Raw genomic sequence first — 23,631 nt, forward strand, 5'->3', positions numbered from 1 at the left:
TATCTATACGACTCCCGTTTTCCACATATTTTATAACTATAAACCTTTATACTCTTTGACTGAATCGTCTGCCGTTACTATACTTCCAATTTTTTTATTGGAATGAGGTTCTACACAATCTGATGCTATATCATTTAACGGTATAAGTACAAATGCACGCTCTAGCATACGTGGATGCGGAACGTTCAGATTTTCTTCATCAATAATATGATTACCAAACAATAAAATATCAACATCTAAAGTTCTAGGGCCCCAACGTATATCTCTTACTCGGTGTAACTGCTGTTCAGTATGGAGACACTCTTTTAATAAATCTTGTGGAGTTAAGGATGTATAAATTTCAATACATTGATTTAAAAATTGTGGTTGGTCGACATAACCTACTGGCTCTGTTTCATATATCGGGGATTTTTGCGTTACTTGAATGCCATCTGTATTATCTAATATACGGATTGCTTCATCAAGTTGTGACGCTCTTTCTCCAACATTACTTCCTAATCCTAAATAAGCATATTCCATTAGAGATTCTCCCTCACTATTTCAACGCCTACACCATCATAATGGCCAGGTATAGGTGGATTTTCTTTAGTGATTCTAACTTTCGTTTCCATTACACGATTATAGTGTGAATTTATACGTTTTGCAATACGTTCAGCTAGATGCTCTAATAAATTTACAGGCTTGCCTTCCATGATTGCTTTTACTTCTTCAAAAACTTCACCATAATGGACTGTATCTGTAACCTCATCAGATTGCCCAGCCATACTCAAATCAACTTTCATTGTGACATCGACAATAAATATTTGTCCAATTTCATTTTCAGCTGGCAGCGCACCATGATAACTATAGAATCTCATACCATTAAGAAATATTGTGTCGCTCATCGTCATTCTCCTTTAAATAGTCCATGCTTTGTCCTAATCGAACATTTAATGCGACATTATGAACTCTTACCGCTTTTACGCCTTTCATTATACCATACGCAGTAGTAGCTGCCGTACTTTCATCACGTTCGGTAGGCGTTGTTTCTGTACCTATCATTTCTTTTATGAAACTTTTTCTACTTGTTGCTAATAGCACTGGATAACCTGTAGCTACCAATTCATCTAAACGTGACATAACTTCTTTTTCTTCTTCACGTGTTTTGGCAAAGCCAATTCCTGGATCAATCCATACTTTATGTTGAGGTATACCTGCCATTTCCGCTTTATTTGCTTGTTTTAATAAATACAGCAACATCTCATCCACTACCGGTTCTGTTCTTTGACCATCTCCATTGTGCATGAGTACGATCTCACCATTGTATTTCGCTACTACATTGAAAATACGTTCATCATAGTGTCCTGCCCATTGATCATTAATCATCGTGGCACCTAATTTCATTGCAGCTTCTGCCACTTCACTTCGATAGGTATCTATAGATAGTTGTACATCTAATTCAGCCAACGCACTTACAACAGGGACAACGCGCTCCAACTCTTCCTCAACGCTTATCTCTTCAAAACCTGGACGGGTAGATATCCCACCAACATCTATAATATCTACACCTTCATCCATCATTTCTTTTGCTCTCTTACGGGTAGATATCCCACCAACATCTATAATATCTACACCTTCATCCATCATTTCTTTTGCTCTCTTAATCGCTTTTTCAACTGTATTATATTTACCACCATCAGAAAAAGAGTCAGGAGTTACATTTAATATGCCCATAATTTTTGTATGCGTCATAATTATTCTTCTTCCTTTCACTTTATAAATGATTTCTCTTATGTATTATATTTACTATTCTATAATAACGTTAATTTTCAATTTTTTCAGTAATCAAAACTTGAAATCACATATGCTAGTGTATTGTTTTTATTTTGCTTACTTATGTTTCTTTATGTATACACAAAAAAAACCGACTCACATGAATATGTGGCCGGTAATTGTTAAATATATATCATTTAGTCATCAAATGAATATAACGGTGTAGAAAGATAACGCTCACCATTACTTGGTAATACAGTAACAACTGTTTTACCTTTACCTAATGATTTTGCTTTTTCAATCGCTGCAACAATCGCAGCACCTGAAGAAATACCACCTAAGATGCCTTCTTCTTTAGCAACTCTACGTGACATATCCATAGCAACTTCATTACCTACTTTGATAATTTCATCGTATATGTTTGTATCTAAAGTATCTGGTACAAATCCTGCACCTAAACCTTGTAATTTATGTGGACCTGGTTCGCCGCCACTTAAGATAGCTGAGTCTTCTGGTTCAATCGCTACAAGATTAATGTCTGGGTATTTTTCTTTTAATACTTTACCCGCGCCACTAAGTGTTCCACCAGTACCTACACCAGCTAAGAATGAATCAATCGTTTTGCCTTCAAATTGTTCAACTAATTCTGGTCCAGTTGTTAATTCGTGTACACGAGGGTTTGCTGGGTTTTCGAATTGTTGCGGCTCATAATAACCGAATTCTTCTTTTAATTCTTTAGCTTTTTTGATCGCACCTTTCATTGCTTCTGATCCAGGTGTTAATACTAATTCTGCGCCGTATGCTTTTAACAAGTTACGACGTTCTTGACTCATTGTTTCAGGCATCGTAAATACTGCTTTATAACCTTTAGCTGCACAAACAAAAGCTAAGCCAATTCCTGTGTTACCACTTGTCGGTTCAACAATTGTATCACCTGGTTTAATTTTACCTGCTTGTTCAGCTTCTTCAATCATTGCTAATGCAATACGGTCTTTCACAGAGCCACCTGGATTTTGATATTCAAGTTTCACATATACGTCTGCAGCATCTTCCCCCACAACGTTGTTTAACTTAACAACAGGTGTATTGCCAATTGCTTTTACGATATTATCTACTGGTTTATTTGTCATTTAGTATTGCTCCTTTTCATTAAAAAGTTTAAAACCTACTTTTTCTCTCGGATATACTTTATATTTTATCAGATTTTTCAGCAAATACAACTATGAAGATTTAATATACCAACTTTTTTATTCAATAGCCTAGTTCAATACCTAGTGTAAACCTTTTAGTTACTTTTTTCTATTAATCCATGTAACTCATCTTCTGAAAAATTATATTTATTTCTACAGAAATGGCATTCAACTTCTGCACCATGGTCTTTATCAATCATATCTTGAATTTCAGCTTCGCCTAAACCTTTAATAGCAGTTAAGAATTTTTCATGCCCACAATTACAATCGAATTGTGTAGGAAGATTTTCTAATAGTTGTACGTTTTCTTCCCCTAGTATTTCGAAAAGAATTTCTTCAGGCGTTAAACCTTGGTCAATCAGTTTCGAAACTGGTGTCATTTGATTGATTGCAGCTTCGAGTTTATCAACTGTTTCATCGTCTGCACCTGGCATAACTTGTATTATAAAGCCACCTGCAGCTTTAATTGAATTGTCAGGGTTTACTAATACGCCTAAACCTACTGATGATGGTACTTGTTCACTTTTAGCAAAGTAATAAGTGAAGTCATCTCCTAATTCACCAGAAACGAGTTCACTAGAACCAGAAAAGAAATCTTTCATTCCAATATCTTTTACAACTGTCAATGCACCTTCTGAACCAACTGCACGGCTAACATCTAATTTACCAGCATCATTTAAAGGGAAATGTGTCTGAGGATTCGTAACATAGCCTCTTATATTCCCTTTAGCATCAGCGTCAGCAATTATTTTACCAATTGGGCCTTTTCCATCAACTGTAACTGTTAATTTTTGATCGCCTTTGAGCATTGCACCCATCATCACTGTTGCTGTCATCGTACGTCCAAGTGCTGCTGAAGCAGTTGGCCACGTATAATGTCTTGTTTGTGCTTCTTGAACACTTTCAGTTGTTAACGCACTATAAGCGCGAATTTGTCCTCCAAAAGCTAATGCTTTAACTATATAATCGTTCGTCATTTTGTTTATTTCTCCTTTAATATCATCTAGTTTTGAAAATGTTTTTCTATCTTTACTCTAAGATTGTTTTTACACTTTTTATCAATGCAATTTATTGTAATCGTTCGAGGTAAAAATTGCGAAACATCTGTTTATAAATTATTCTGTTATATTTTGCTATTAAAAAAGCTTCCTTCTACTATCAATATGATAGCAGAAAGAAGCTTTAAGTTCAGTTATTAATTTCTATTGCTTGGATCATTCGGATCGTTCGGATTGCTAGGTTTATCGATATTAGGTGCTTGTTCATGACCTGTTTCTTCAGTGTCATTGTTGTCTTGTTGTTCATTTTCTTTATCGTTATCCTGTGTTTCATCATCTGAATCTAGTTGTTCTCTACGAACGTCCTCGTAAGATTTACCGTATTTTCCTTCTTCAAAGTCATCATCTTTATGTTCCACAACTTTGGCACTATCATAATCTACTTCTGGTAAGACACCATCGTTAAATAATGATTGGATTTGTTCGGCAACTAATGTTTCTTCAGTTAATAATGATTCAGCTATTAAATCTAACTGTGATTTATGCTCTAACAAGATAGCCTTACAACGCTCGTATTGTTCTTTAATAATACGTTGCACTTCTTTATCAATTTCGTATGCAATTTGTCCTGAAAACTCAGTGTCGCCTTGCATTTCTTTTCCTAAGAAGACTTGGCCACCGTTGCTATTTGTGAATTGAACCGTTCCGATTTTTTCACTCATACCATATTCAGTAACCATTTGACGTGCAATTTGTGTCGCACGTTCAAAGTCATTAGATGCACCTGTAGATACTTCATTAAAGGTAATATCCTCAGATACACGTCCACCAAGTAGACCACAGATTTTATCTAATAATTCTTTTTCTGTCATTAAGAAGCGATCTTGTTTAGGTAACATCATTGCATAACCGCCGGCTTGTCCACGAGGTACGATTGTAACTTTGTGAACAACTTCAGCTTCATCAAGTACCATACCAATAATTGTATGACCAGCTTCATGGTGCGCTACAATATTACGTTCTTTTTCTGAGATTACGCGAGATTTCTTAGCTGGACCAGCGATAACACGGTCTGTCGCTTCTTCAATATCACGCATATCGATTTTTTTCTTACCTTCACGTACAGCAACTAATGATGCTTCGTTTAATAAGTTTTCTAAATCTGCACCAGAGAAACCAGGTGTTCTTTCTGAAACTGCTTTTAAGTCAACTGTTTCATCAAATGGTTTGTCTTTCGCATGAACATGAAGAATTGCTTCACGGCCTTTCACATCCGGACGACCTACTTGAATTTGTCTGTCGAAACGACCTGGACGTAATAACGCTGGGTCTAAAATGTCTGGACGGTTTGTAGCAGCTATCATAATGATACCTTCATTATCACCAAATCCATCCATTTCAACTAGTAATTGGTTCAATGTTTGCTCACGCTCATCATGGCCACCACCTACACCGGCACCACGTTGACGACCAACTGCATCGATTTCATCAATAAAGATGATACAAGGCGCGTTTTTCTTAGCATTTTCGAACAAGTCACGTACACGACTTGCACCAACACCCACAAACATCTCAACGAAGTCTGAACCACTGATTGAGAAGAACGGCGTGCCGGCTTCACCAGCAACTGCACGAGCTAATAATGTTTTACCTGTACCAGGAGGGCCAACTAAAAGAACACCTTTAGGAATTCTAGAACCCATTTGTTTGAATTGTTTATTGTCTTTTAAGAAATCGACTATTTCAATTAATTCTTGTTTCTCTTCATCTGCACCAGCTACATCAGTGAAGCGTACACGTTTTTGTTGATTATCGTACGTTTTCGCTTTGGATTTACCAAAGTTCATCATACGATTACCACCGCCACCGCCGCCACCTTGGGCTTGGCTAAGGAAGAATATAAATAAAAGTGCGATAATTAATACAGGAATTAATGTTGTTAATATACTTACAAATACACTTTGCTTTTCTTCTTCTTTAACTGTAAATTTCAATCCATCTTGACTTTGTGCTTTATCAGTTATTTTTTCTAGCTCTTTATCGTTGTTATATAAAATAGTTGAAGAATACTCTTCATCTTTATCTGTTTTACCACTTACCATATATACGTTTTGTTCAGGTTGTATTTCCAGTGATTTTAACTCACCTTTATCTAACTGCTTAACAAATTGATTATATGTAAGCTGCTTTGGCATATTCCCATTTCCGTTAAGCCACGAAAACAAGCCAAAAATAATAACGCCAATGATTGCGATAACTAGCACGTTACGAAAGGCTTTCTGCATGCGTCGTTTCCTCCTACTTCAATTATAAAACTAACAAAAATTGTAACACAACACTCGAGTTTTCGGCTACTATTTCAACTTTTGCGTTATGTTTACAATTCTTATTGTTTTACCCTTTAGTTTTATTTTTCTATTATGCTTAAAGTTAAATGAATATTATATATTGTCACGTACCCTCAAGTTTATGTATTAAATTTCAAATGATTTAAGTGTAACCCTACTTTTCACATTCACCAACTTAATTCGACTGTAACTTACAGTATATAACAACTTTTTCCGCGAATAAATTGTACTGCTTATTTTGAATAGATTTCTGGTTTCAATGTACCAATATAAGGTAAATTTCTATAATGTTCAGCGTAATCTAAACCATAGCCTACTACAAATTCGTCAGGTATCTTTTTACCTACGTATTTTGCTTCAATGTTTGCTTTACGACGGTTTGGTTTATCAAGTAGCGTAACAATTTCAAGTGAATTAACACGACGTGATTCAAGTAATTCAGTAATTGATTTTAATGTAGTACCAGTTTCTAGAATGTCTTCAATAATTAAAACATCTTTATTTTCAATAGATCCACTTAAGTCTTTCAAGATTTTTACTTCTCCTGTTTACTCGGTGCCTCCGTGATAACTAGAAACATCCATAAAGTCGATAGCTAAATGCGTATCAATGTATTTAATTAAATCTGCCATGAACATAACAGACCCTTTTAATATCCCAATACAAACAAGTGGCTTCCCTTTGTATTCCTCTGTTATTTTCTTACCTAGCTCTTCACAAATTTGATGTATATCTTCCTCTGACAATAAAATGTCTTTTAAATCATCTCGCATGTTTTCATTCCTCTCCCATATTTCGTATAAAAATTGATTGATTGTATCTATTTTTTAAATATAATGTGCCAACAGCAATAATCTCATTATATGCATTAACTATAACTGGCATTTGGTTACGTTCAGTTTGCATAACCTTTTCATCAATAAGCAGTCTACTTATCTTTTTATGCCCTTTCATACCATTCAGTTCAAATTTGTCGCCGTCTTTTCTTGTACGGATAACTATAGGATACTCGAATGTAGGAAATTCGTTAGTAATATCAATGCTATAGCGACCATAGTTGTATACACCTGGTTGATCAATCTTAGTCGGAGCTAGTTTTTCTTTACAATTTGCCATTATTATAAATTTATCATAAGCGATGTGAATTATCCATTCATGTGTCGCATATAATGTGCATTGTGTTACATTTTCAGTAAGTTGCTGAAACCATTCATCGTAAGTTTTCTCAGTAATCGACTTATCTAATGGTAATTCAGCAAAAAGTTTATCCAAGACTGCCATTTTGACACTATGTCGTAAATTTAAAAATTGTTTTCTCGAAAAAGTAACTTCATTGTCATCATTACAAAAATCAACGAATGCCGAGATAAATGTTGTAGCTTCGTTTCGCACAACTTCTAATTGTTCATCATGCCAGTCTTTTAATTTTAGCAATTGTTCTGTAGATAAGTGTTTATTACTTTCAATGTCAGGTAATATACGATTACGAATATCATTTCTGACGTAATGATTTTCTGTATTTGATTCATCTTCATAATATGGAACGTTATGTTTTGTTTGATAATTACGTATTTCTGATTTCGTGGCTTCTAAAAAGGGTTTACATAAATTATAGTGACCTCTTGAAGAAAGATATGTCATACCCAAGCTACTTCTCGTAGAGCGTCCAGTCATGAGTCGATAAAATATCGTTTCAATTTGGTCATCTTGATGGTGTGCCGTAAGTAATACATCTGCCTTTAACTCGGTCATCATATCATCAAACCAATGATAACGTTCAGCTCTCGCTGCACTTTCAATACTATTACCTTTTTCAATCACAGCAGACAAGTCTAGATGTTGTACATGCAATGCAATCTGATGCTTGTCACAATACCCTTTAATAAATTGTTCTTCTGCTGCTGCAGCAGGACGAATATTGTGATTTACATGTAGACAAGTCAACTTAGTATATGAATCAGCTAAATGCGTAATCAATTGATGCAATAGCACCATGCTATCCACACCTGTAGAAACTGCCAATACAATGTGATTACTTTTATTCCAGCCTTCAGTATTTACTCTCAACTTATCTACCTCCTTGACCATAATGTTACCTTAACGATGCAAATGCTCGTAATATTATGACTTATATACAACAAAAAAAAGAGACTGTTTCCTAAAGTAAGAAAACAGTCTTAGATTGTTACGATCAAACTTAATTTTGGAAAAATTATTGTACTTTGTTTTCAAGTCGTTAAATTAATTCCTATTTCAACAGTCTTATGATATATATTTATTAACGTTTCGCGCCTTTTCCACCACGTCTAGATTCTGTTTGACGTTTAATGGATGTTAATTTATCTTCACTATCTTTCAAGAAATCTGTTAATTTCTTTTCAAAGTCCTCACCTTTTGGTTGAGGTTTTTTATAATTGGGTTTACTTTGAGGTCTACGTGGACGATCTTTTGCTTTTTTAATTGATAAACTAATTTTACCATCATCAGCAATTGAAAGCACTTTAACTTCAACTACATCTCCAACAGATAAATGATCTTCTACGTTTTCCACGTAATTATCTGCAACTTCACTTATGTGAACTAAGCCACTCTTTCCTTCAGGAAGTTCGACGAAAGCGCCAAACTTTTTAATACCAGTGACTTTACCTTTAAGCTTGTTTCCTACTTCGATTGACATATTGTAAATAAATCCTCCCGATTTGTTTCGATTTTAACCCTATTATATGCCTGTTTGCATAAATTAACAATGGTATTGTTACTTAAATGATAAATTTCACTATTTATCCTCTTTTGATGATTTAGATTTCTCTTCAGATTTCTCACCAGGCAACTTGAAAATCACTTCTCCATCATTACTCAAATAATAATCATCTCGCGCAACTTTCTCTATATAACTTTTATCATTAAGATTGTTTAATTGTTCTTTTAATGCGAGTTCTTCATCTTGTTGCTTTTGATATTGTTGTTCTTTTTCTTGACGCTCAGCTGCGTCGTCTATATTACTTTGTTTTTGAGTGACAAGCATTACAGTTAAAATAATAATGAGGATAAGTAATATGCCACCAAATAAAGTAATACGTTTTCGTACGACTCTTCTTCTCATTTTTTGCTGTTGTTTCTTTTTATTTTCAGCAGAAGTGAACGTATTCCCTATGTTCTCAACTTTTTTACTCATTGCTTGTCACCTCCTTTTCTAGTCTCCACTAACCTTTTCTTCTTTGACTAATTCATACATACCTTTCGCATTTTCCTTAGTCGCATGTTCACTTAAACCAGTAACTTCAATTGTAATCACTTTTTGTCCAAATCGGATTACAAGTTCATCTGTTACTTTTACGTCAGTGCCTGCTTTTGCTACTGAACCATTCACAGTAATACGTCCTTGATCACTAATTTCTTTAGCTAAAGTACGACGTTTTACTAACCGTGATACTTTGAGATATTTATCTAATCTCATGATTTGTTTCCTCCTTGCTCTAAAATTTTTCTTAAAGCATCTGCGTCTAATGACATATTTTTTGTTTTATCATACAACTTCAAGAAATGCTCTGCAAATACTTTTTCAAATTTAACACGTTTCGTTTTACCTTCTTTTGCTTTTGCTTCTGACCATATCTGTTTTAAATCTTCTTCGTTTTCCGCTTCGGCGTCACCAAAAATGTGGGGATGTCTACGTATCATTTTTTCTGAAAGACTTTGAACCACTTCATTTATATCAAGGAATCCATCTTTTTTGCCAATACTTGTATGCAATAGTACTTGTAAAAGTATGTCCCCCAACTCTTCAATAATATGCCAATCGTCTTCGTTATCTATTGCTTCAAACAATTCAAATGTTTCTTCTAATAGATAACGTTTTAATGTGTGATGTGTTTGAACTTTATCCCAAGGACAGCCTGTTTCGTCATCAACAAGCTGGTCTATTATGCTCGCAGCAAAATAAAAATCACTATAATATGATTCTTCTTTTTCTACTTTCGGAATGAATACACTTGTCAAATTACTGAAAATAGATGCATGATGGTCTAATTCATAAAGCGGTGTTTCTATTACATTTGCAGCATTATTTTGTGCGCCATCGACGATAAACACTGTTTGCTCATCATGGTAACGTTCCATCAATGTCACTTTTAAATCGCCTGCAGTCATAGGACTATAGACTTGAGTAATGAGCGTATGGGTACGAATATTTAACTGCTCTTTTGTTATAGCTGTCGCATCGAGTAATGTGAACCCGTCGTTAGGATCTATCTTCACCGCTTCAAATATATCATCGATAAAGCTTTTGCCTCCCAAAACTTCAACCTGAAGATCATTATGTTCTTGCGCATGAGCTTCTAATTTCACAGTTGTCGTTTCAGCTACACGTGGATGTCCAGGCACTGTATAAATGACATCATCACTATGGGCCGCTTCAATGAGTTGCGACACGATACGTTCATAGACGCCCTCGAATGATGCTTGTGCCTCGTATTCACTATCAAAACTTTTGAATTGTATATTTTCTGCAGTTAATTCTTTAATTACAGGATGATCCAATGTACGCGTGTAAACCATTGTTTGTTTTTTAAGAAATTTGTAGATACCTAAAGGTAAATCATCAATACCGTAGTTACCTAAGCCAACAATTGTTATTTTACCTGACATTAATGTTTCCCTCTTTTCATATGATAAAGTTTATCGCCCAATGGTAAATGTTTTAATTCTCTATAACTCAATAAATGCATACGTACAATAGCGAAAATAATTACTAATACGCCAATAATTGCTGCGACGACTAATTCAATCAAACCTGTGATTCTACTTTGTGTAGGTACGAGCCACATTCCTAGTTGAACAGCCACTGATAGCATCACCATCGTAGCACCCAATTTAATCACGAATTTTTTCATCATCTGGAATTTATAGTGTTTTAGTACGTGATAATGTAGAACGAGCGTAAATATAATGAGTGAAATAACCGTACTGATACTGCCACCTAGCATTAATAATTGTGGTATTAACATCACATTGAGAATTACTTTACTGACCACACCAGTGATAAATGCAAATAGCACAGGACGCACTTGGTTTTTCACTTGTAATAAAGCAATGTCCATCATTATGAGCGAGACGCATATAACTGTAAGCATATAGAGAGATAATGTACCAGTCAGACTATCGTTTTTAAAAAACACACTATTCATGACTGGCAGTAAATTAATTAATCCAATACCAGCTGCCACACTAAACATCACTGTAATCTTGATAGAGGCATTCGCATATCTATTAATCAGAATGTTGTTGCGTGCTTTAATCGCATCGGTAAGCATCGGTATAAGCACAAAACAAAATGTCGTTGTCACAATTAAACCCATTTGTATAAATGAAGCACCACGATCAAAGATACCTTTTTGTGTGGTTGCTTCTTGAAAATTTAAGCCTGCATTCTGAAGTGCATGTATAACCGTAAAGCTATCTATCACTTGCCAAACGATGACAATAAGCTGGCTTACAGCAAAGATGATAATAGCCATTGATAACTTTTTCCACTCTACTATTGTCTTGTCATTTGGTTTCTTCGCTTGCTTGAGCTTAAAAGGCTTGCCTTGCATTAGGAATATACTAGATGCTAAAAAACCTACTGCTGAACCGATAATAGCTACTGTACCAGCAGTGTAAACAGACCGTTGTTGTGTCATAAATAATACAATAGCAATGATGATGATTACAACACGTATCACTTGCTCTATGACTTGTGATATCGCTGGAACAGTCATATGTTGATGCGCTTGGTAGTAGCCTCTATACACTCCTAATATACCAACAAACAAGAAACTAAAACTTGCTGCTCTTAACATTGGTGTGAGGTTAGTGTCACCCATTAGGAGTGCCACCCACTTAGCACCTATAAAAACAACCAAGAAAAATGCAGTACTAATGAGTTGTAACCTAAGCAATACTTTAGTGTAATGTCTTGATTCCCCATGTGTGCCAAACGTTTGAGTGACAGCACTAGGAATTGCATTCATTGTTAAAATAACACCTAAAGCAACAATCGGATATATTTGTTGATAAGCATATAATCCTTCGTCTCCAAGTATATTTTGATACGGGACACGATAAATTGCGCTTAGTATTTTAACAATAACAAGTGCAATTGTAAGAACAACTACGCCGTTGAAGGCCGTATTCTTATCGTCCTTAGATTTCATCTGATATAACCATACTTTCTTCTAGACATTTCGCTAAGAATTTCAAACTATCTAACCAGTTACTTACTTTATTTAAAGTCACTTTCATTTTACCATCTTGAACGCCAACTTTCATTGCACGGCCTAATGGTTGCGTTTGTTTAAATAACGTTTCTCCATTAATATCTGTCGTTCCCTTTTCAGACAGATAAACTTCTACCTTTTTGCCTACATCTTTAATAAGTGCCACTCCAGCGTTTAAAGCATGAACTTTTATCTCCATCATATCCAACAGTCTTTCCACTTCTATTGGGTAATCATTGAAACGATCAATTAATTCATCTTTAACATCCATGAGTTGTGCTTCAGTTTCAATCTTACGTAATTTTTTATAGATTTCTATTTTAGACTGTTCATTTGGAATATATTCAGCAGGTAAATAAGCATCAATATTGAGTTCAATTTCAATTTCAGGTGCATCTTGTTTCTCATCTTTAACACCACGTTTTTCATTCACTGCTTCTTCTAACATTTGTGAATAAAGGTCGAATCCAACAGAATCAATAAATCCGTGTTGTTGTTTACCCAAGAGATTACCTGCGCCTCGAATATTTAAATCACGCATAGCAATTTTAAAGCCTGAGCCTAACTCAGTAAATTCCTTAATTGCTTGCAAACGGTCTTCAGCTGTTTCTGACAATACTTTATTCGTAGGGTGTAAGAAATAAGCATAGCCAATACGGCTTGAACGTCCAACACGACCTCTCAATTGGTATAACTGGCTGAGTCCGAAACGATCCGCATCTTCGATAATAAGTGTGTTGGCGTTTGGAACATCAACTCCCGTTTCAATGATTGTAGTCGTTACGAGAATGTCGTATTCATGATTAATAAAACTTAGCATTGTTTCTTCTAAGTCTCCTTCTTTCATCTGTCCATGTGCAATACCAATATTCGCTTCTGGCATTAACATTTGTAATTGCTCTCGTTTTTCATAAATAGATTGCACTTTATTATATAAATAAAAGACTTGTCCTTCTCTAGATAATTCTCTTTCTAGTGCTTCTTTAATAAAATTCGTATTCTGTTCTAATACGTAAGTTTGTACTGGAAAACGATTTTCTGGTGGTGTTTCAATCACTGATAAATCACGAACGCCCAACATACTCATGTGTAATGTACGTGGGATAGGCGTTGCCGTCAGTGTTAAAACGTCCACATTTGTTTTCAATGATTTGATTCTTTCTTTATGACGCACACCAAATCGTTGTTCTTCATCCACAATTAATAAGCCTAAATCTTTATAATGAATATCTTTACTTAATAGTTTATGAGTACCTACGACGATATCAACGAAGCCTGATTTTAATTTTTCTTTTGTTTCTTTAACTTCTTTTGTACTTCTAAAGCGACTAATGAGTTGAACTTCGATTGGAAAGTCCTGCATACGCTCAATTAATGTTTCATAATGTTGTTGAGCTAAAATTGTCGTTGGAACTAAGAAGGCAACCTGCTTTCCTTCCATAACAGCTTTAAACGCTGCACGTACTGCAACTTCTGTCTTACCATAACCTACATCACCACATAGCAATCGATCCATTGGACGTTCAATTTCCATATCCTGTTTAATTTCTTCGATTGATTTACCTTGGTCAGGCGTAAGTTCGTAAGGGAAATCTATTTCAAATTCGTTTTGTTCTGCCGTATCTGGGCCATATTTATAACCTACAGACATTTCACGTTCTTTATATAGATCAATTAATTCATCAGCCATATCTTCAACGCTTTGTTGTACTTTAGCTTTTGTTTTTTTCCATTCTGTACCACCAAGTTTATTTAACCTAGGTGTCTTATCCTCTGATGCTACATATTTTTGAACTTGATCCATCTGATCAACTGGTACAAATAATTGGTCTGTCCCTTTATATTGAAGTTTAATATAATCTTTATGTACGCCACCGACTTCAAGTGTTTCAACACCTAAATATCTACCGACACCGTGGTGCACATGTACGACATAATCTCCTACTTTTAAATCTTGGTATGATTTAATTTTTTCAGCGTTTGTTAGTGTTTTTTGTTGTTTTGGTTTTTTCTTTTGTTTAGATTTGAATAGTTCGCGTTCCGTCACGACAACAAGTTGCATATAAGGTAGCTCAAATCCTTCTGACAAACTACCCTCTGTAATGATCGCATTGCCCCCATCGTTTCGTTGACTTGGCGTATCGATAAATGTTGGGATATGCATTTCATTAAGCATAGATTGAATACGTTCTTTTCTCACTTCAGTTTCAGCAAGAACAACGACAGTATAATCATTTTGGATGAAGCGCTGAAATTCTGAACGCATAATATCGTATTGACCATAAAATTGCTGTACTGGCTTACATGAAAACTTGATAATTTCATTGAGTTGAACAGGCATTGTCGCCGTGAATAATGTGAAATACGTCACTGGATAATGTTTCAATAACGCTTCAAACCCATCATATTGTAAGAAGTTTTGATCAATAAATCCTTTACCACTTTCTATCAGGTTTTGCATAAATTCATCAACTTCAGTAATAAGTGTTTGCTCAGTTTCTTTAATTCTATTATGTTCATCAACTGCAACAATAGCGTCATCTTTAAAATAATCCATAATAGTCGCTGGTTGTTCATACATAAACGACACAAGTCGACGCAATACTTGATGATCAAACATCGTTGATTCAAAAAGTTCGAAACTTTCGTAAGTTTCTTTTAAATCATTACGTGCTGATTTTTCAATTTTGGGGCGTGTATTTTCATAAGCCTCTTTTAATTTTAATTTTGTATGTTTAAGCACATCGTCGGTGATAATATAATCACTTGCTGTCGTAATATTGACTTCTTCGATGTTCTCTTTTGATCTTTGTGTCTCCACATCAAAATCACGAATCGAATCCACTTCAGTATCGAATAGTTCAATTCTTACTGGCTTCCCAATTAACGGGTAAATATCAACAATGCCCCCGCGTAATGAAAATTCACCTATATGTGACACTACACTTTCCCTACGGTAGCCCATATTTACTAATTTATTTAAAAATTCATCAATTTCAATATCGTCACCAACAGATAGTGTTAACTGATGAGATTTCCACATTTCAACTGGAGTGAGCCATTTTTTCAAACCGTTTAATGGTACGATAAATAACCCTCTCTTTTCTTGAGCAAGTGCCGTTAGTGTACGTACACGCTCGCTCATAAATTGAGGGCTTTGTGTTGAGAATTCTTCTGTCATGATATCTTGCATTGGATATTTGTAGACTTCGTCTGCATCTACAAATTGCAGCAAATCACTTTCCAATTTATCTGCTTGATATAAATTATTTGTAACAACTAATAATTGTTTAGTACTGTGCAAATATTTTTCGGCTATAATTGTTGATTTAGCTGCTCCAGATAAGCCAGTTACTAGTACATTTTCTTTACCAAATACGTCGTTTAATTCTTGGTATCTTTTGTCTTCATTTATATATTGTGTAATTATTGATTTCACTTGACTTCACCATTGTATTCATTCATCACACGATCAAAGCGAGAACTTTCTATATAAGCCTCAACTGCACGTGCAGAATGTTCTATTACTTTATTCATTATTTGCATTTCCTGTTTTGAAAATTTTTGTAACACATAATCGACAATTGACATACCATTTGACGGTCTATCTACACCGATTCTAATACGTTTGAATTGGTCTGTACCTAGTACTTGAATCATTGATTTGATACCATTATGGCCACCAGCGCTGCCTTTTTGTCTTAGACGAATCTCCCCTTGTGGTAAATCTAAATCATCATATAAAACGACTAAATCATCTATATCTATGTCATAATATTTCATTAACGGGCCTACCGCTTCGCCTGACAAATTCATCATTGTTAGTGGTTCAATAAACATGACTTTTTCTCCACCGATGCGTTCAATCGTATAGGCACCTTTAAATTTTTGTTTATCTAATGAGAATTGATTTTGATCTAACATGTAGTCTATAACTTCAAAACCAATATTATGTTTTGTTTGTTCAAAACGTTTACCTATATTGCCTAGGCCTACAATACATTTCATTATGTTACCTCCAATTGTTGTTGTCACTTAACTATATATATCATTTTCATGTATTTGAATTAATAAACAATTAAAAATTATTTTTTCATATCATTCACTATAATAACATAAAAAAGCACCTGCTTAACGTATTAAGCACGGTGCTTTTTATAAGATATTACAATGTTGGTATCATCAACTTATGTTGACAATGAAGCGTGAAGTATATTATTTTTCTTCTTCGTCTTCTTTATCTTCGCCTACAACTTCTGGCTCTTCAGTTTGTGCTTCGCCTTCCATTGCTTCGATTTCTTCTTCAGTTGGTTCTTCAGTCGGAGCTACTACTGTAACTACTGAATCAGTAGCTTCGTTTTCAATAGTAAAGTCGCCTGACACTTTAATATCTTCAACTGAAATAGTATCACCGATTGCCAATTCACTGATTTCAACTTCGATTGCTTCAGGAATATTGTCTGGAGTAGCTGTAACTTCAAGGTCGAATAATGGTTGTTCAACCACGCCACCTTCTTTAGCACCTGCTGCTTCACCAATTAAGTGAACAGGTACTTCAACAGTACGTTCTTCAGTCATATTGATTGCTAAGAAGTCAATGTGAGTGATTTGGTTTTTAAGTGGGTCGAATTGGTAGTCTGAAACCATTACTTTAATTGTTTTAGAACCTACGCCTAATTCGATAACACCGTTACGTCCAACTTCACGGATAACTTTAATAAATTCTACTTCGTCTACTTTAACAGAAGTATTTTTTGTACCATAACCGTAAACGATTGCAGGTACTTTACCAGTATTTCTTAGTGTTTTAAGGTCTGAACGTGTTTGTTTACCTTGACGAATAATTGACTTTAATGCAGTCATATTCATTTTCCACCTTTCGTTTTGCTCTAATATGAGCCCCTCACTTGCCCATCAACATAATGTTGCTTGCAAGCGTTTATTTTGCTCGTGAATTCACGAACGAAACCATTATACATTTATCTAATATTTTAGTCAAATAGCACACTAACAGATTCGCGTTCATAAACACGGATAATTGCTTGTGCTAATAAACCAGCTACAGATAACTCTTTCGTATTGCTTGGTTTACGTGTTTCATCTAATTGAATTGAATTTGTTACGATTAGTTCTTTGATTGCTGAATTTTCGATACGCTCTTTAGCTGGACCTGATAATACAGGATGTGTACAACAAGCATATACATCTTTAGCACCTTTATCTTTTAGTGCTTGTGCTGCCAATGTGATTGTTCCTGCTGTATCAATGATATCATCAATAATAATAGCCGTACGTCCTTCTATTTCACCAACAATGTTCATCACTTCTGCAACATTGGGTTTTGGACGACGTTTATCAATAATAGCAATTGGTGATTTAAGTATATCTGCAAGTTTACGCGCCCTTGTTACGCCACCGTGGTCTGGAGAGACTACAACACACTCTTCAAGATCAATACCTGACTCATTCTTGAAGTATTCTGCTAAGATTGGCACACCCATTAAGTGGTCAATTGGCATATCGAAGAAACCTTGGATTTGAGGTGCGTGTAAATCTAACGCTATCATACGATCTGCGCCTGCAGTTTCAATTAAGTTTGCTACAAGTTTAGCTGTGATTGGTTCACGACTACGTGCTTTTCTGTCTTGACGCGCATAACCATAATATGGAACAACTATATTAATATTAGCTGCTGATGCACGTCTACAAGCATCAACCATAATTAATAATTCCATTAAGTGTAAATTTACAGGATTCGACGTTGGTTGAATAATAAATACATCACAACCACGAATACTTTCCTCTATATTGATTTGAATTTCTCCATCGCTGAAACGTTTTACGGAACATTTTCCTAGTTCAATTCCAACATGATCTGCTACTTCTTGGGCTAAAGGTTCGTTACCTTTTAAAGAAAATATTTTCAAAGCAGAATTCTTATACTCATTGTTTAACATTTATAGTCCTCCAATTAATTCATTCAATTAGTTTTCATTTAAAGACAAGCGCAAACTTACATTGTTTATCAATATAAAGCATTTTGTGGCTAACAACTTACTCAATTACATTAAGTTTAACAGTTCAAGCATGCATGTCTAAACATATACCTTTTATTTTTTTAAATAACCTTCTTTGGTTGTTTGTCTAGCTCTCGCTAATGCTAAACTGTCTTCTGGTACACTATCAGTAATTGTAGAGCCAGCAGCAATTAGAGAACGCTCGCCTAACGTAATAGGTGCTACCAAATTCGTATTGCACCCTATAAACGAATCATTACCAATAATCGTCTTGAATTTGTTAATACCATCATAGTTTACTGTGATTGAACCACAGCCAAGATTCACACGTTCACCTATTTCTGCGTCACCAATATAACTCAAGTGAGGTAATTTAGCTCCTGCTTTTACGACTGATTTCTTAACTTCAACAAAGTTGCCGACTTTCACTTTTTTGCCTAAGTCTGTACCTGGACGAAGTTGCGCAAATGGTCCAATTATCGCATAATCATCAACCATTGCTTCATTGATCACTGAATGTTTAATTGTAACATTATCACCTATTTTACTATTCGTGATTTCTGTATATTGTCCTACAACTGTATCTTCTCCAATTTCACTATGTCCTGAAAGTTTAACTCCAGGTTCTATAATTGTGTCTTCTCCAATAGTTACATCTGCACCGATATAAGTATTGGATGGATCTACAATTGTCACACCATTTTTCATATGAAATTGGTTGATACGTTTTCTATATGCTTTTTCTGCTTCGCTTAACATCACTCGATCATTTACACCCATAATTTCTTCAAAATCATTCGTATGGTAAATGCCGACTGTGCCTTTATCTTCTAAAATTAATGAAAGTACATCAGGCAAGTAGTATTCGCCTTGCACATTATTGTTGTTCACTAACTCTAACTTTTCAAATAGCATTTGATTATCAAATGCGAAAATACCTGAACTAATTTCATTAATTTGTTGTTCTGCATCTGTTGCATCTTTTTGTTCGACTATTTTAACTAATTGATTGTCTGCATCACGTATAATTCTGCCATAACCATATGGGTTCGTTGCTGTAGCTGTTAATACGGTAGCTAGTGATTGGTTATTTTCGTGATGTTCAATTAAAGATTTAAGTGTTTCTGTCGTAATTAATGGTGTGTCTCCACAAACTACTAACGTTGTACCTTGTTTATCATTTAAATGTTCACTAGCCATTTTAACGGCATGAGCAGTACCTAATTGTTCTTCTTGAAAACTATAAAGAGATGCATCGCCTAACTTTTCTTTCACGCTTTCTGCGCCATGACCTACGATTGTTACAAGCTGTTCTACGCCAGATTGTTTAACGTTATCCACGACATGTTCAATCATTGATTTGCCAGCGACATCATGTAGTACTTTGTATTTCTTTGATTTCATACGTGTACCCTTACCAGCTGCGAGTACTATTGCATGTCTTTGCATGTATGTTAACCCTCCATTAAAATATACACTTCTTTATTATTATAATTTAACGCTAGTCACACTTTCAAGGCTCAAAGTGCCAATGTTTTTTATTAAAGCGTTTTTTATTACGATTGTTAAAAATAAAGTGCATAGTATTTGTCATCTATTTAGGTTTTGTAAACCGCTTCATTTCCTGAAGTAGTTTTTCTTATTATCGATAATTTTCAACATATTATTATGAACGAAACATACGCTATCACTTCTTTATGTAATTGTTTCATTCATAATAATATAGTTAAGTAAAACGATGTAAGTTTGAGTTATTTATTATAAATTTCAAAATTATAATTTTTGTCACCTTTACATTTTATAAATAATTTTAATATTTTATATTTTAGTCACGCTTACATAAATAAAGAAGATTGAATTCCCCAATTTTAGAAATTCAATCTTCTTTAAAACGATATTAAATTCACTATAATAATCTCAAATAATTAAATTAAGCTTCCTCATTAGTATCTTCTGATGATTGAGCATTTTTATCAGGGATGACCTCATCAGTTTCTTCATATACTTTCATCACAGCATCCTGTATTTCTTGTCTCATCTCTGAATTGATCGGATGCGCGATATCTCGGAATTCACCATCTGGTGTACGTTTACTTGGCATTGCGACGAATAGACCTGTGTTGCCTTCAATAACGCGTAAATCATGTACCACAAATGATTCATCTAAAGTGATTGAAACAAGCGCTTTCATTCTACCGTCTGTTTGTATTTTTCTAAGTCTTACATCTGTCACTTTCATGTAGTGAGCCCCCCATAGTATCTCTTTGTTAGAAGCTTAACAATTTTATTAAAAATTATAAATCCTTACTTCACTTGTGCAATTACTTCTATTTCTACTTTAACATCTTTAGGTAGTCTCGCTACCTCAACACAACTTCTAGCCGGTTGATGATGATTAAAATATTTGCCATAAACTTCATTTATATTTTGAAATTCATTCATATCAGCAATAAAAATAGTAGCTTTTATAACCGAATCTATATCCGATCCAGCTTGGTCTAGTACAACTTTTAAATTTTCTAAGACTTGTGTCGTCTGTTCTTTTACATCATCGCTAACAATCTCTCCATTTAAATTTAATGGGATTTGTCCAGATGTGAATACTAGACCATTTATTTCTGTTGCATGTGAGTATGGCCCTAACGCTTCCGGTGCTTTGGTTGTATTAATCGTTTTCATGATGTCGTAATCGCTCCTTTAAGAAAATTTAGTTAAACTGTTGCCTTTCTCCACTTTAAATTCCTGATTGTATTCATCTACATCAGATAATCTAACTAAGGAAGTATAATCTTCAATTAATCTTTGTTTAACTTCTTTTGATTCTACTAGTACCGATACCCCTTTCACATGTGCTTTAAACTCGTTCATTAAATTCATCACACCATTGATGGATCCGCCTGCGCGCATAAAATCATCTACTACAAGGACATTAGAATTCTCTGGTAATGTTCTCTTAGATAACACCATTGTTTCAATTTTTCGGGAAGATCCTGACACATAATTGATAGATACCGTAGAACCTTCAGTCACTTTGTTATCTTTTCGAATGACAACTACCGGTAAATTCAATACGTTCGCTACTGAATTAGCAAGAGAGATACCTTTCGTAGCAATCGTAACGATTGCATCTAATTCTTCGTCCATATAAAGTGTAGCAATCAGTTTTCCGACACGGTTAAGTAACGTCGGATCCCCCATTAAATCAGATAAGAATAAATACCCTCCTGGTAGCAAACGATTCTTCTCTTGGAGTTGTGCGATAACGTCATCGATGACTTCACTCGCTTCTTCTTTACTCATTTCTGGTTTATACGTCACACCGCCACTTGCCCCAGCTGTGGTAATCACTGTCCCTAATTTTTCTTTTTGGAATGTGGTTTTAATAATTTGAACATCTTCACTTATAGATGATTTCGCTTGTTTAAATTTTTGTACGAAATAAGTTAATGGTATCAATTTATTAGGGTTATTCATCAAGTATTGTGTCATATAAACAATTCGTTCGCTTCTTTTATAGCGCATTTAACTCATCCCTTCTCACTAGCCTAATAATCTTACTATATACACTTCATTACAACAGCCATTGACTGCATTGTAAACATGTCTTGCCTGGCGTTCTTTTTGTGTTAGTCCATAAACAGATGGGCCGCTTCCACTCATAACAGCACCATCCGCACCATTCTCTAACATATTTTCTTTTATTTTTAAAATCTCACTATGCATTTTACCCGAAACAGGTTCCAATCGGTTTGAAAGACTTTTGCAAAGTAATTCATAATCTCCTGAAATTAAAGCTGATTTACAAGCTGTTGTATCCACATGATGTGACTGATTTAAGTCTAATTTTTTGAAGATACTCGGAGAAGATATACCTAAATTTGGTTTTGCCACCACAACCCATGCTGATGGAGGTTTATTCAGAAACGTAATATGTTCACCTTTACCTCTGCATAATGCTGTTTTACCAAAAATACAAAAAGGGATATCTGTACCTATCTTAATACCAAGCTCACACAACTCGTTTAACGGTCTATTTAGCTCATACAGGCGATTCATCCCTCTCATCGTAGCTGCAGCGTCAGTAGAGCCTCCTGCAAGCCCTGCTGACACCGGTATGTTCTTATCTATAGTGATTGTAATACCTTGCTTTAGATTATAAGTTCTTTTCATCAATTCTGCAGCTTTATACGCTAAGTTTTTATTATCGGAGGGAACATAAGTTTGCTCTACATCAACAACAATTTTTTTGTCATTGCGTAGTTCAAATGACAAGCGATCATTTAAATCAATCGTCGTCATAATCATTTCAACTTCATGAAAACCATCATCTCGTTTAAAGAGTGTATCCAGCGTTAAATTAATCTTAGCCGGAGCCGTTTCATAGATCATATTCCCACCCTCTTCCAATTCGATATGGTAATAAAATGATTTTAACATATTGTTATAGTTGCATTGGCTGTTTTCAAAAACTTATTTTCGATATTTTGATAAATATTTTTATAAATATACATTTAACTATATTGGACAATAAATCATTTCTTAATTTACTATTCTACAATATAGTACGTCTCTATTAAAATTATATCCATTCCCTGCATCCTAAATTGTGACACAGAAAAAGGTATGTTGGCGAAGTTACACCAACATACCTTTTTCATTTAATGATCTTAATATTAAAGTTTAAATTAAAAAGTATGGCTCCTAAGAGACAAACTTTATTTAAATCACTTTTATTTAGTGTGCAATTGCTTCTTGCTGATTATCATCTTCAAAAGAAACTTGTACGTTTTCAGTTAAAACGTCAGCGTATGTATAAGATACACGCTCAAAGTTGTAAATTTCTTGATCTAGCTCAACAATGAAAACAGAAGGGTACGTTTCTTTTAACACACCACTACGCTCAATTGTTTTCTTACGACCACCATTCGCTTTAAGTACGATTCGGTTTCCTAATTGACAATCAAGTGAATTTTTGATGTCTCCAATAGATTTTGGCATATTGCTCCACCTCGCTACAAGTTGTATAATAACACAAATAGCGCGCTTTTGTCAAACAAAACATCAATTTT

22 protein-coding genes and 1 pseudogene are annotated in these 23,631 nt (G+C 34.7%); all 23 read right to left on the minus strand.

Going from position 1 to position 23,631, the window contains the following annotated elements:
• Positions 1-36: 36 nt before the first annotated feature.
• Positions 37-519, minus strand: coding sequence for a 2-amino-4-hydroxy-6-hydroxymethyldihydropteridine diphosphokinase (gene folK / locus PYW44_RS11855; protein WP_002508759.1), 483 nt, complete (start codon positions 517-519; stop codon positions 37-39).
• Positions 519-884 (minus strand): dihydroneopterin aldolase, encoded by a 366-nt coding sequence (folB, locus tag PYW44_RS11860; RefSeq protein ID WP_021339905.1) that lies wholly within the window; start codon positions 882-884, stop codon positions 519-521. The genes folK and folB overlap by 1 nt, the downstream gene beginning before the upstream one ends.
• Entirely contained in the window at positions 862-1,731 is an 870-nt protein-coding gene (folP, locus tag PYW44_RS11865) for a dihydropteroate synthase (protein ID WP_115076066.1), read from the minus strand. The genes folB and folP overlap by 23 nt, the downstream gene beginning before the upstream one ends.
• A gap of 218 nt (positions 1,732-1,949) precedes the next feature.
• A complete protein-coding gene (cysK, locus tag PYW44_RS11870) occupies positions 1,950-2,882 on the minus strand; it encodes a cysteine synthase A (RefSeq protein WP_002512523.1) in 933 nt (310 codons plus the stop codon).
• A gap of 155 nt (positions 2,883-3,037) precedes the next feature.
• A complete protein-coding gene (hslO, locus tag PYW44_RS11875) occupies positions 3,038-3,919 on the minus strand; it encodes an Hsp33 family molecular chaperone HslO (protein WP_002512524.1) in 882 nt (293 codons plus the stop codon).
• 218 nt (positions 3,920-4,137) lie between these two features.
• Positions 4,138-6,225, minus strand: coding sequence for an ATP-dependent zinc metalloprotease FtsH (gene ftsH, locus PYW44_RS11880; RefSeq protein ID WP_002508754.1), 2,088 nt, complete (start codon positions 6,223-6,225; stop codon positions 4,138-4,140).
• Between the two features lie 296 nt (positions 6,226-6,521).
• Positions 6,522-7,061, minus strand: a pseudogene (hpt, locus tag PYW44_RS11885) (hypoxanthine phosphoribosyltransferase).
• Positions 7,062-7,065: 4 nt separating this feature from the next.
• Positions 7,066-8,355 carry a tRNA lysidine(34) synthetase TilS gene (gene tilS, locus PYW44_RS11890; RefSeq protein WP_115076067.1) on the minus strand — a complete coding sequence of 430 codons (1,290 nt, stop codon included), beginning with the start codon at positions 8,353-8,355 and terminating at the stop codon, positions 7,066-7,068.
• A gap of 211 nt (positions 8,356-8,566) precedes the next feature.
• Entirely contained in the window at positions 8,567-8,965 is a 399-nt protein-coding gene (locus PYW44_RS11895; protein WP_002508751.1) for a S1 domain-containing RNA-binding protein, read from the minus strand.
• 99 nt (positions 8,966-9,064) lie between these two features.
• Entirely contained in the window at positions 9,065-9,463 is a 399-nt protein-coding gene (locus PYW44_RS11900; protein WP_002508750.1) for a septum formation initiator family protein, read from the minus strand.
• A gap of 18 nt (positions 9,464-9,481) precedes the next feature.
• Positions 9,482-9,745 (minus strand): RNA-binding S4 domain-containing protein, encoded by a 264-nt coding sequence (locus PYW44_RS11905; protein ID WP_002508749.1) that lies wholly within the window; start codon positions 9,743-9,745, stop codon positions 9,482-9,484.
• Positions 9,742-10,935: a MazG nucleotide pyrophosphohydrolase domain-containing protein gene (locus PYW44_RS11910; RefSeq protein ID WP_002512528.1), complete on the minus strand. Its 1,194-nt coding sequence runs from the start codon at positions 10,933-10,935 to the stop codon at positions 9,742-9,744. The genes PYW44_RS11905 and PYW44_RS11910 overlap by 4 nt, the downstream gene beginning before the upstream one ends.
• Complete coding sequence (locus PYW44_RS11915) at positions 10,935-12,482, minus strand: polysaccharide biosynthesis protein (protein WP_069802560.1); 1,548 nt, start codon at positions 12,480-12,482, stop codon at positions 10,935-10,937. Before PYW44_RS11915 ends, PYW44_RS11910 begins: the two co-directional genes overlap by 1 nt.
• Positions 12,472-15,984, minus strand: coding sequence for a transcription-repair coupling factor (mfd, locus tag PYW44_RS11920; protein WP_002512530.1), 3,513 nt, complete (start codon positions 15,982-15,984; stop codon positions 12,472-12,474). The genes PYW44_RS11915 and mfd overlap by 11 nt, the downstream gene beginning before the upstream one ends.
• Complete coding sequence (gene pth / locus PYW44_RS11925) at positions 15,981-16,553, minus strand: aminoacyl-tRNA hydrolase (RefSeq protein WP_002508745.1); 573 nt, start codon at positions 16,551-16,553, stop codon at positions 15,981-15,983. The genes mfd and pth overlap by 4 nt, the downstream gene beginning before the upstream one ends.
• A 207-nt stretch (positions 16,554-16,760) precedes the next feature.
• Entirely contained in the window at positions 16,761-17,408 is a 648-nt protein-coding gene (locus PYW44_RS11930; protein ID WP_002508744.1) for a 50S ribosomal protein L25/general stress protein Ctc, read from the minus strand.
• Positions 17,409-17,536: 128 nt separating this feature from the next.
• A complete protein-coding gene (locus tag PYW44_RS11935) occupies positions 17,537-18,502 on the minus strand; it encodes a ribose-phosphate diphosphokinase (protein ID WP_002508743.1) in 966 nt (321 codons plus the stop codon).
• Positions 18,503-18,655: 153 nt separating this feature from the next.
• Positions 18,656-20,011 carry a bifunctional UDP-N-acetylglucosamine diphosphorylase/glucosamine-1-phosphate N-acetyltransferase GlmU gene (gene glmU, locus PYW44_RS11940; protein WP_021339906.1) on the minus strand — a complete coding sequence of 452 codons (1,356 nt, stop codon included), beginning with the start codon at positions 20,009-20,011 and terminating at the stop codon, positions 18,656-18,658.
• Between the two features lie 481 nt (positions 20,012-20,492).
• Positions 20,493-20,801: a septation regulator SpoVG gene (gene spoVG / locus PYW44_RS11945; protein ID WP_002508741.1), complete on the minus strand. Its 309-nt coding sequence runs from the start codon at positions 20,799-20,801 to the stop codon at positions 20,493-20,495.
• Between the two features lie 65 nt (positions 20,802-20,866).
• Complete coding sequence (locus PYW44_RS11950; protein ID WP_002508740.1) at positions 20,867-21,241, minus strand: RidA family protein; 375 nt, start codon at positions 21,239-21,241, stop codon at positions 20,867-20,869.
• An 18-nt stretch (positions 21,242-21,259) separates the two neighbouring features.
• Positions 21,260-22,084: a pur operon repressor gene (purR, locus tag PYW44_RS11955; RefSeq protein ID WP_002508739.1), complete on the minus strand. Its 825-nt coding sequence runs from the start codon at positions 22,082-22,084 to the stop codon at positions 21,260-21,262.
• Positions 22,085-22,102: 18 nt separating this feature from the next.
• Entirely contained in the window at positions 22,103-22,951 is an 849-nt protein-coding gene (ispE, locus tag PYW44_RS11960) for a 4-(cytidine 5'-diphospho)-2-C-methyl-D-erythritol kinase (protein ID WP_002512532.1), read from the minus strand.
• Between the two features lie 345 nt (positions 22,952-23,296).
• Positions 23,297-23,560, minus strand: a complete 264-nt coding sequence (gene veg / locus PYW44_RS11965) for a biofilm formation stimulator Veg (RefSeq protein WP_002508737.1) — start codon at positions 23,558-23,560, stop codon at positions 23,297-23,299.
• Positions 23,561-23,631: the final 71 nt, after the last annotated feature.

It is taken from the genome of Staphylococcus equorum (assembly GCF_029024965.1).
Classification (GTDB): Bacteria; Bacillota; Bacilli; order Staphylococcales; family Staphylococcaceae; genus Staphylococcus; species Staphylococcus equorum.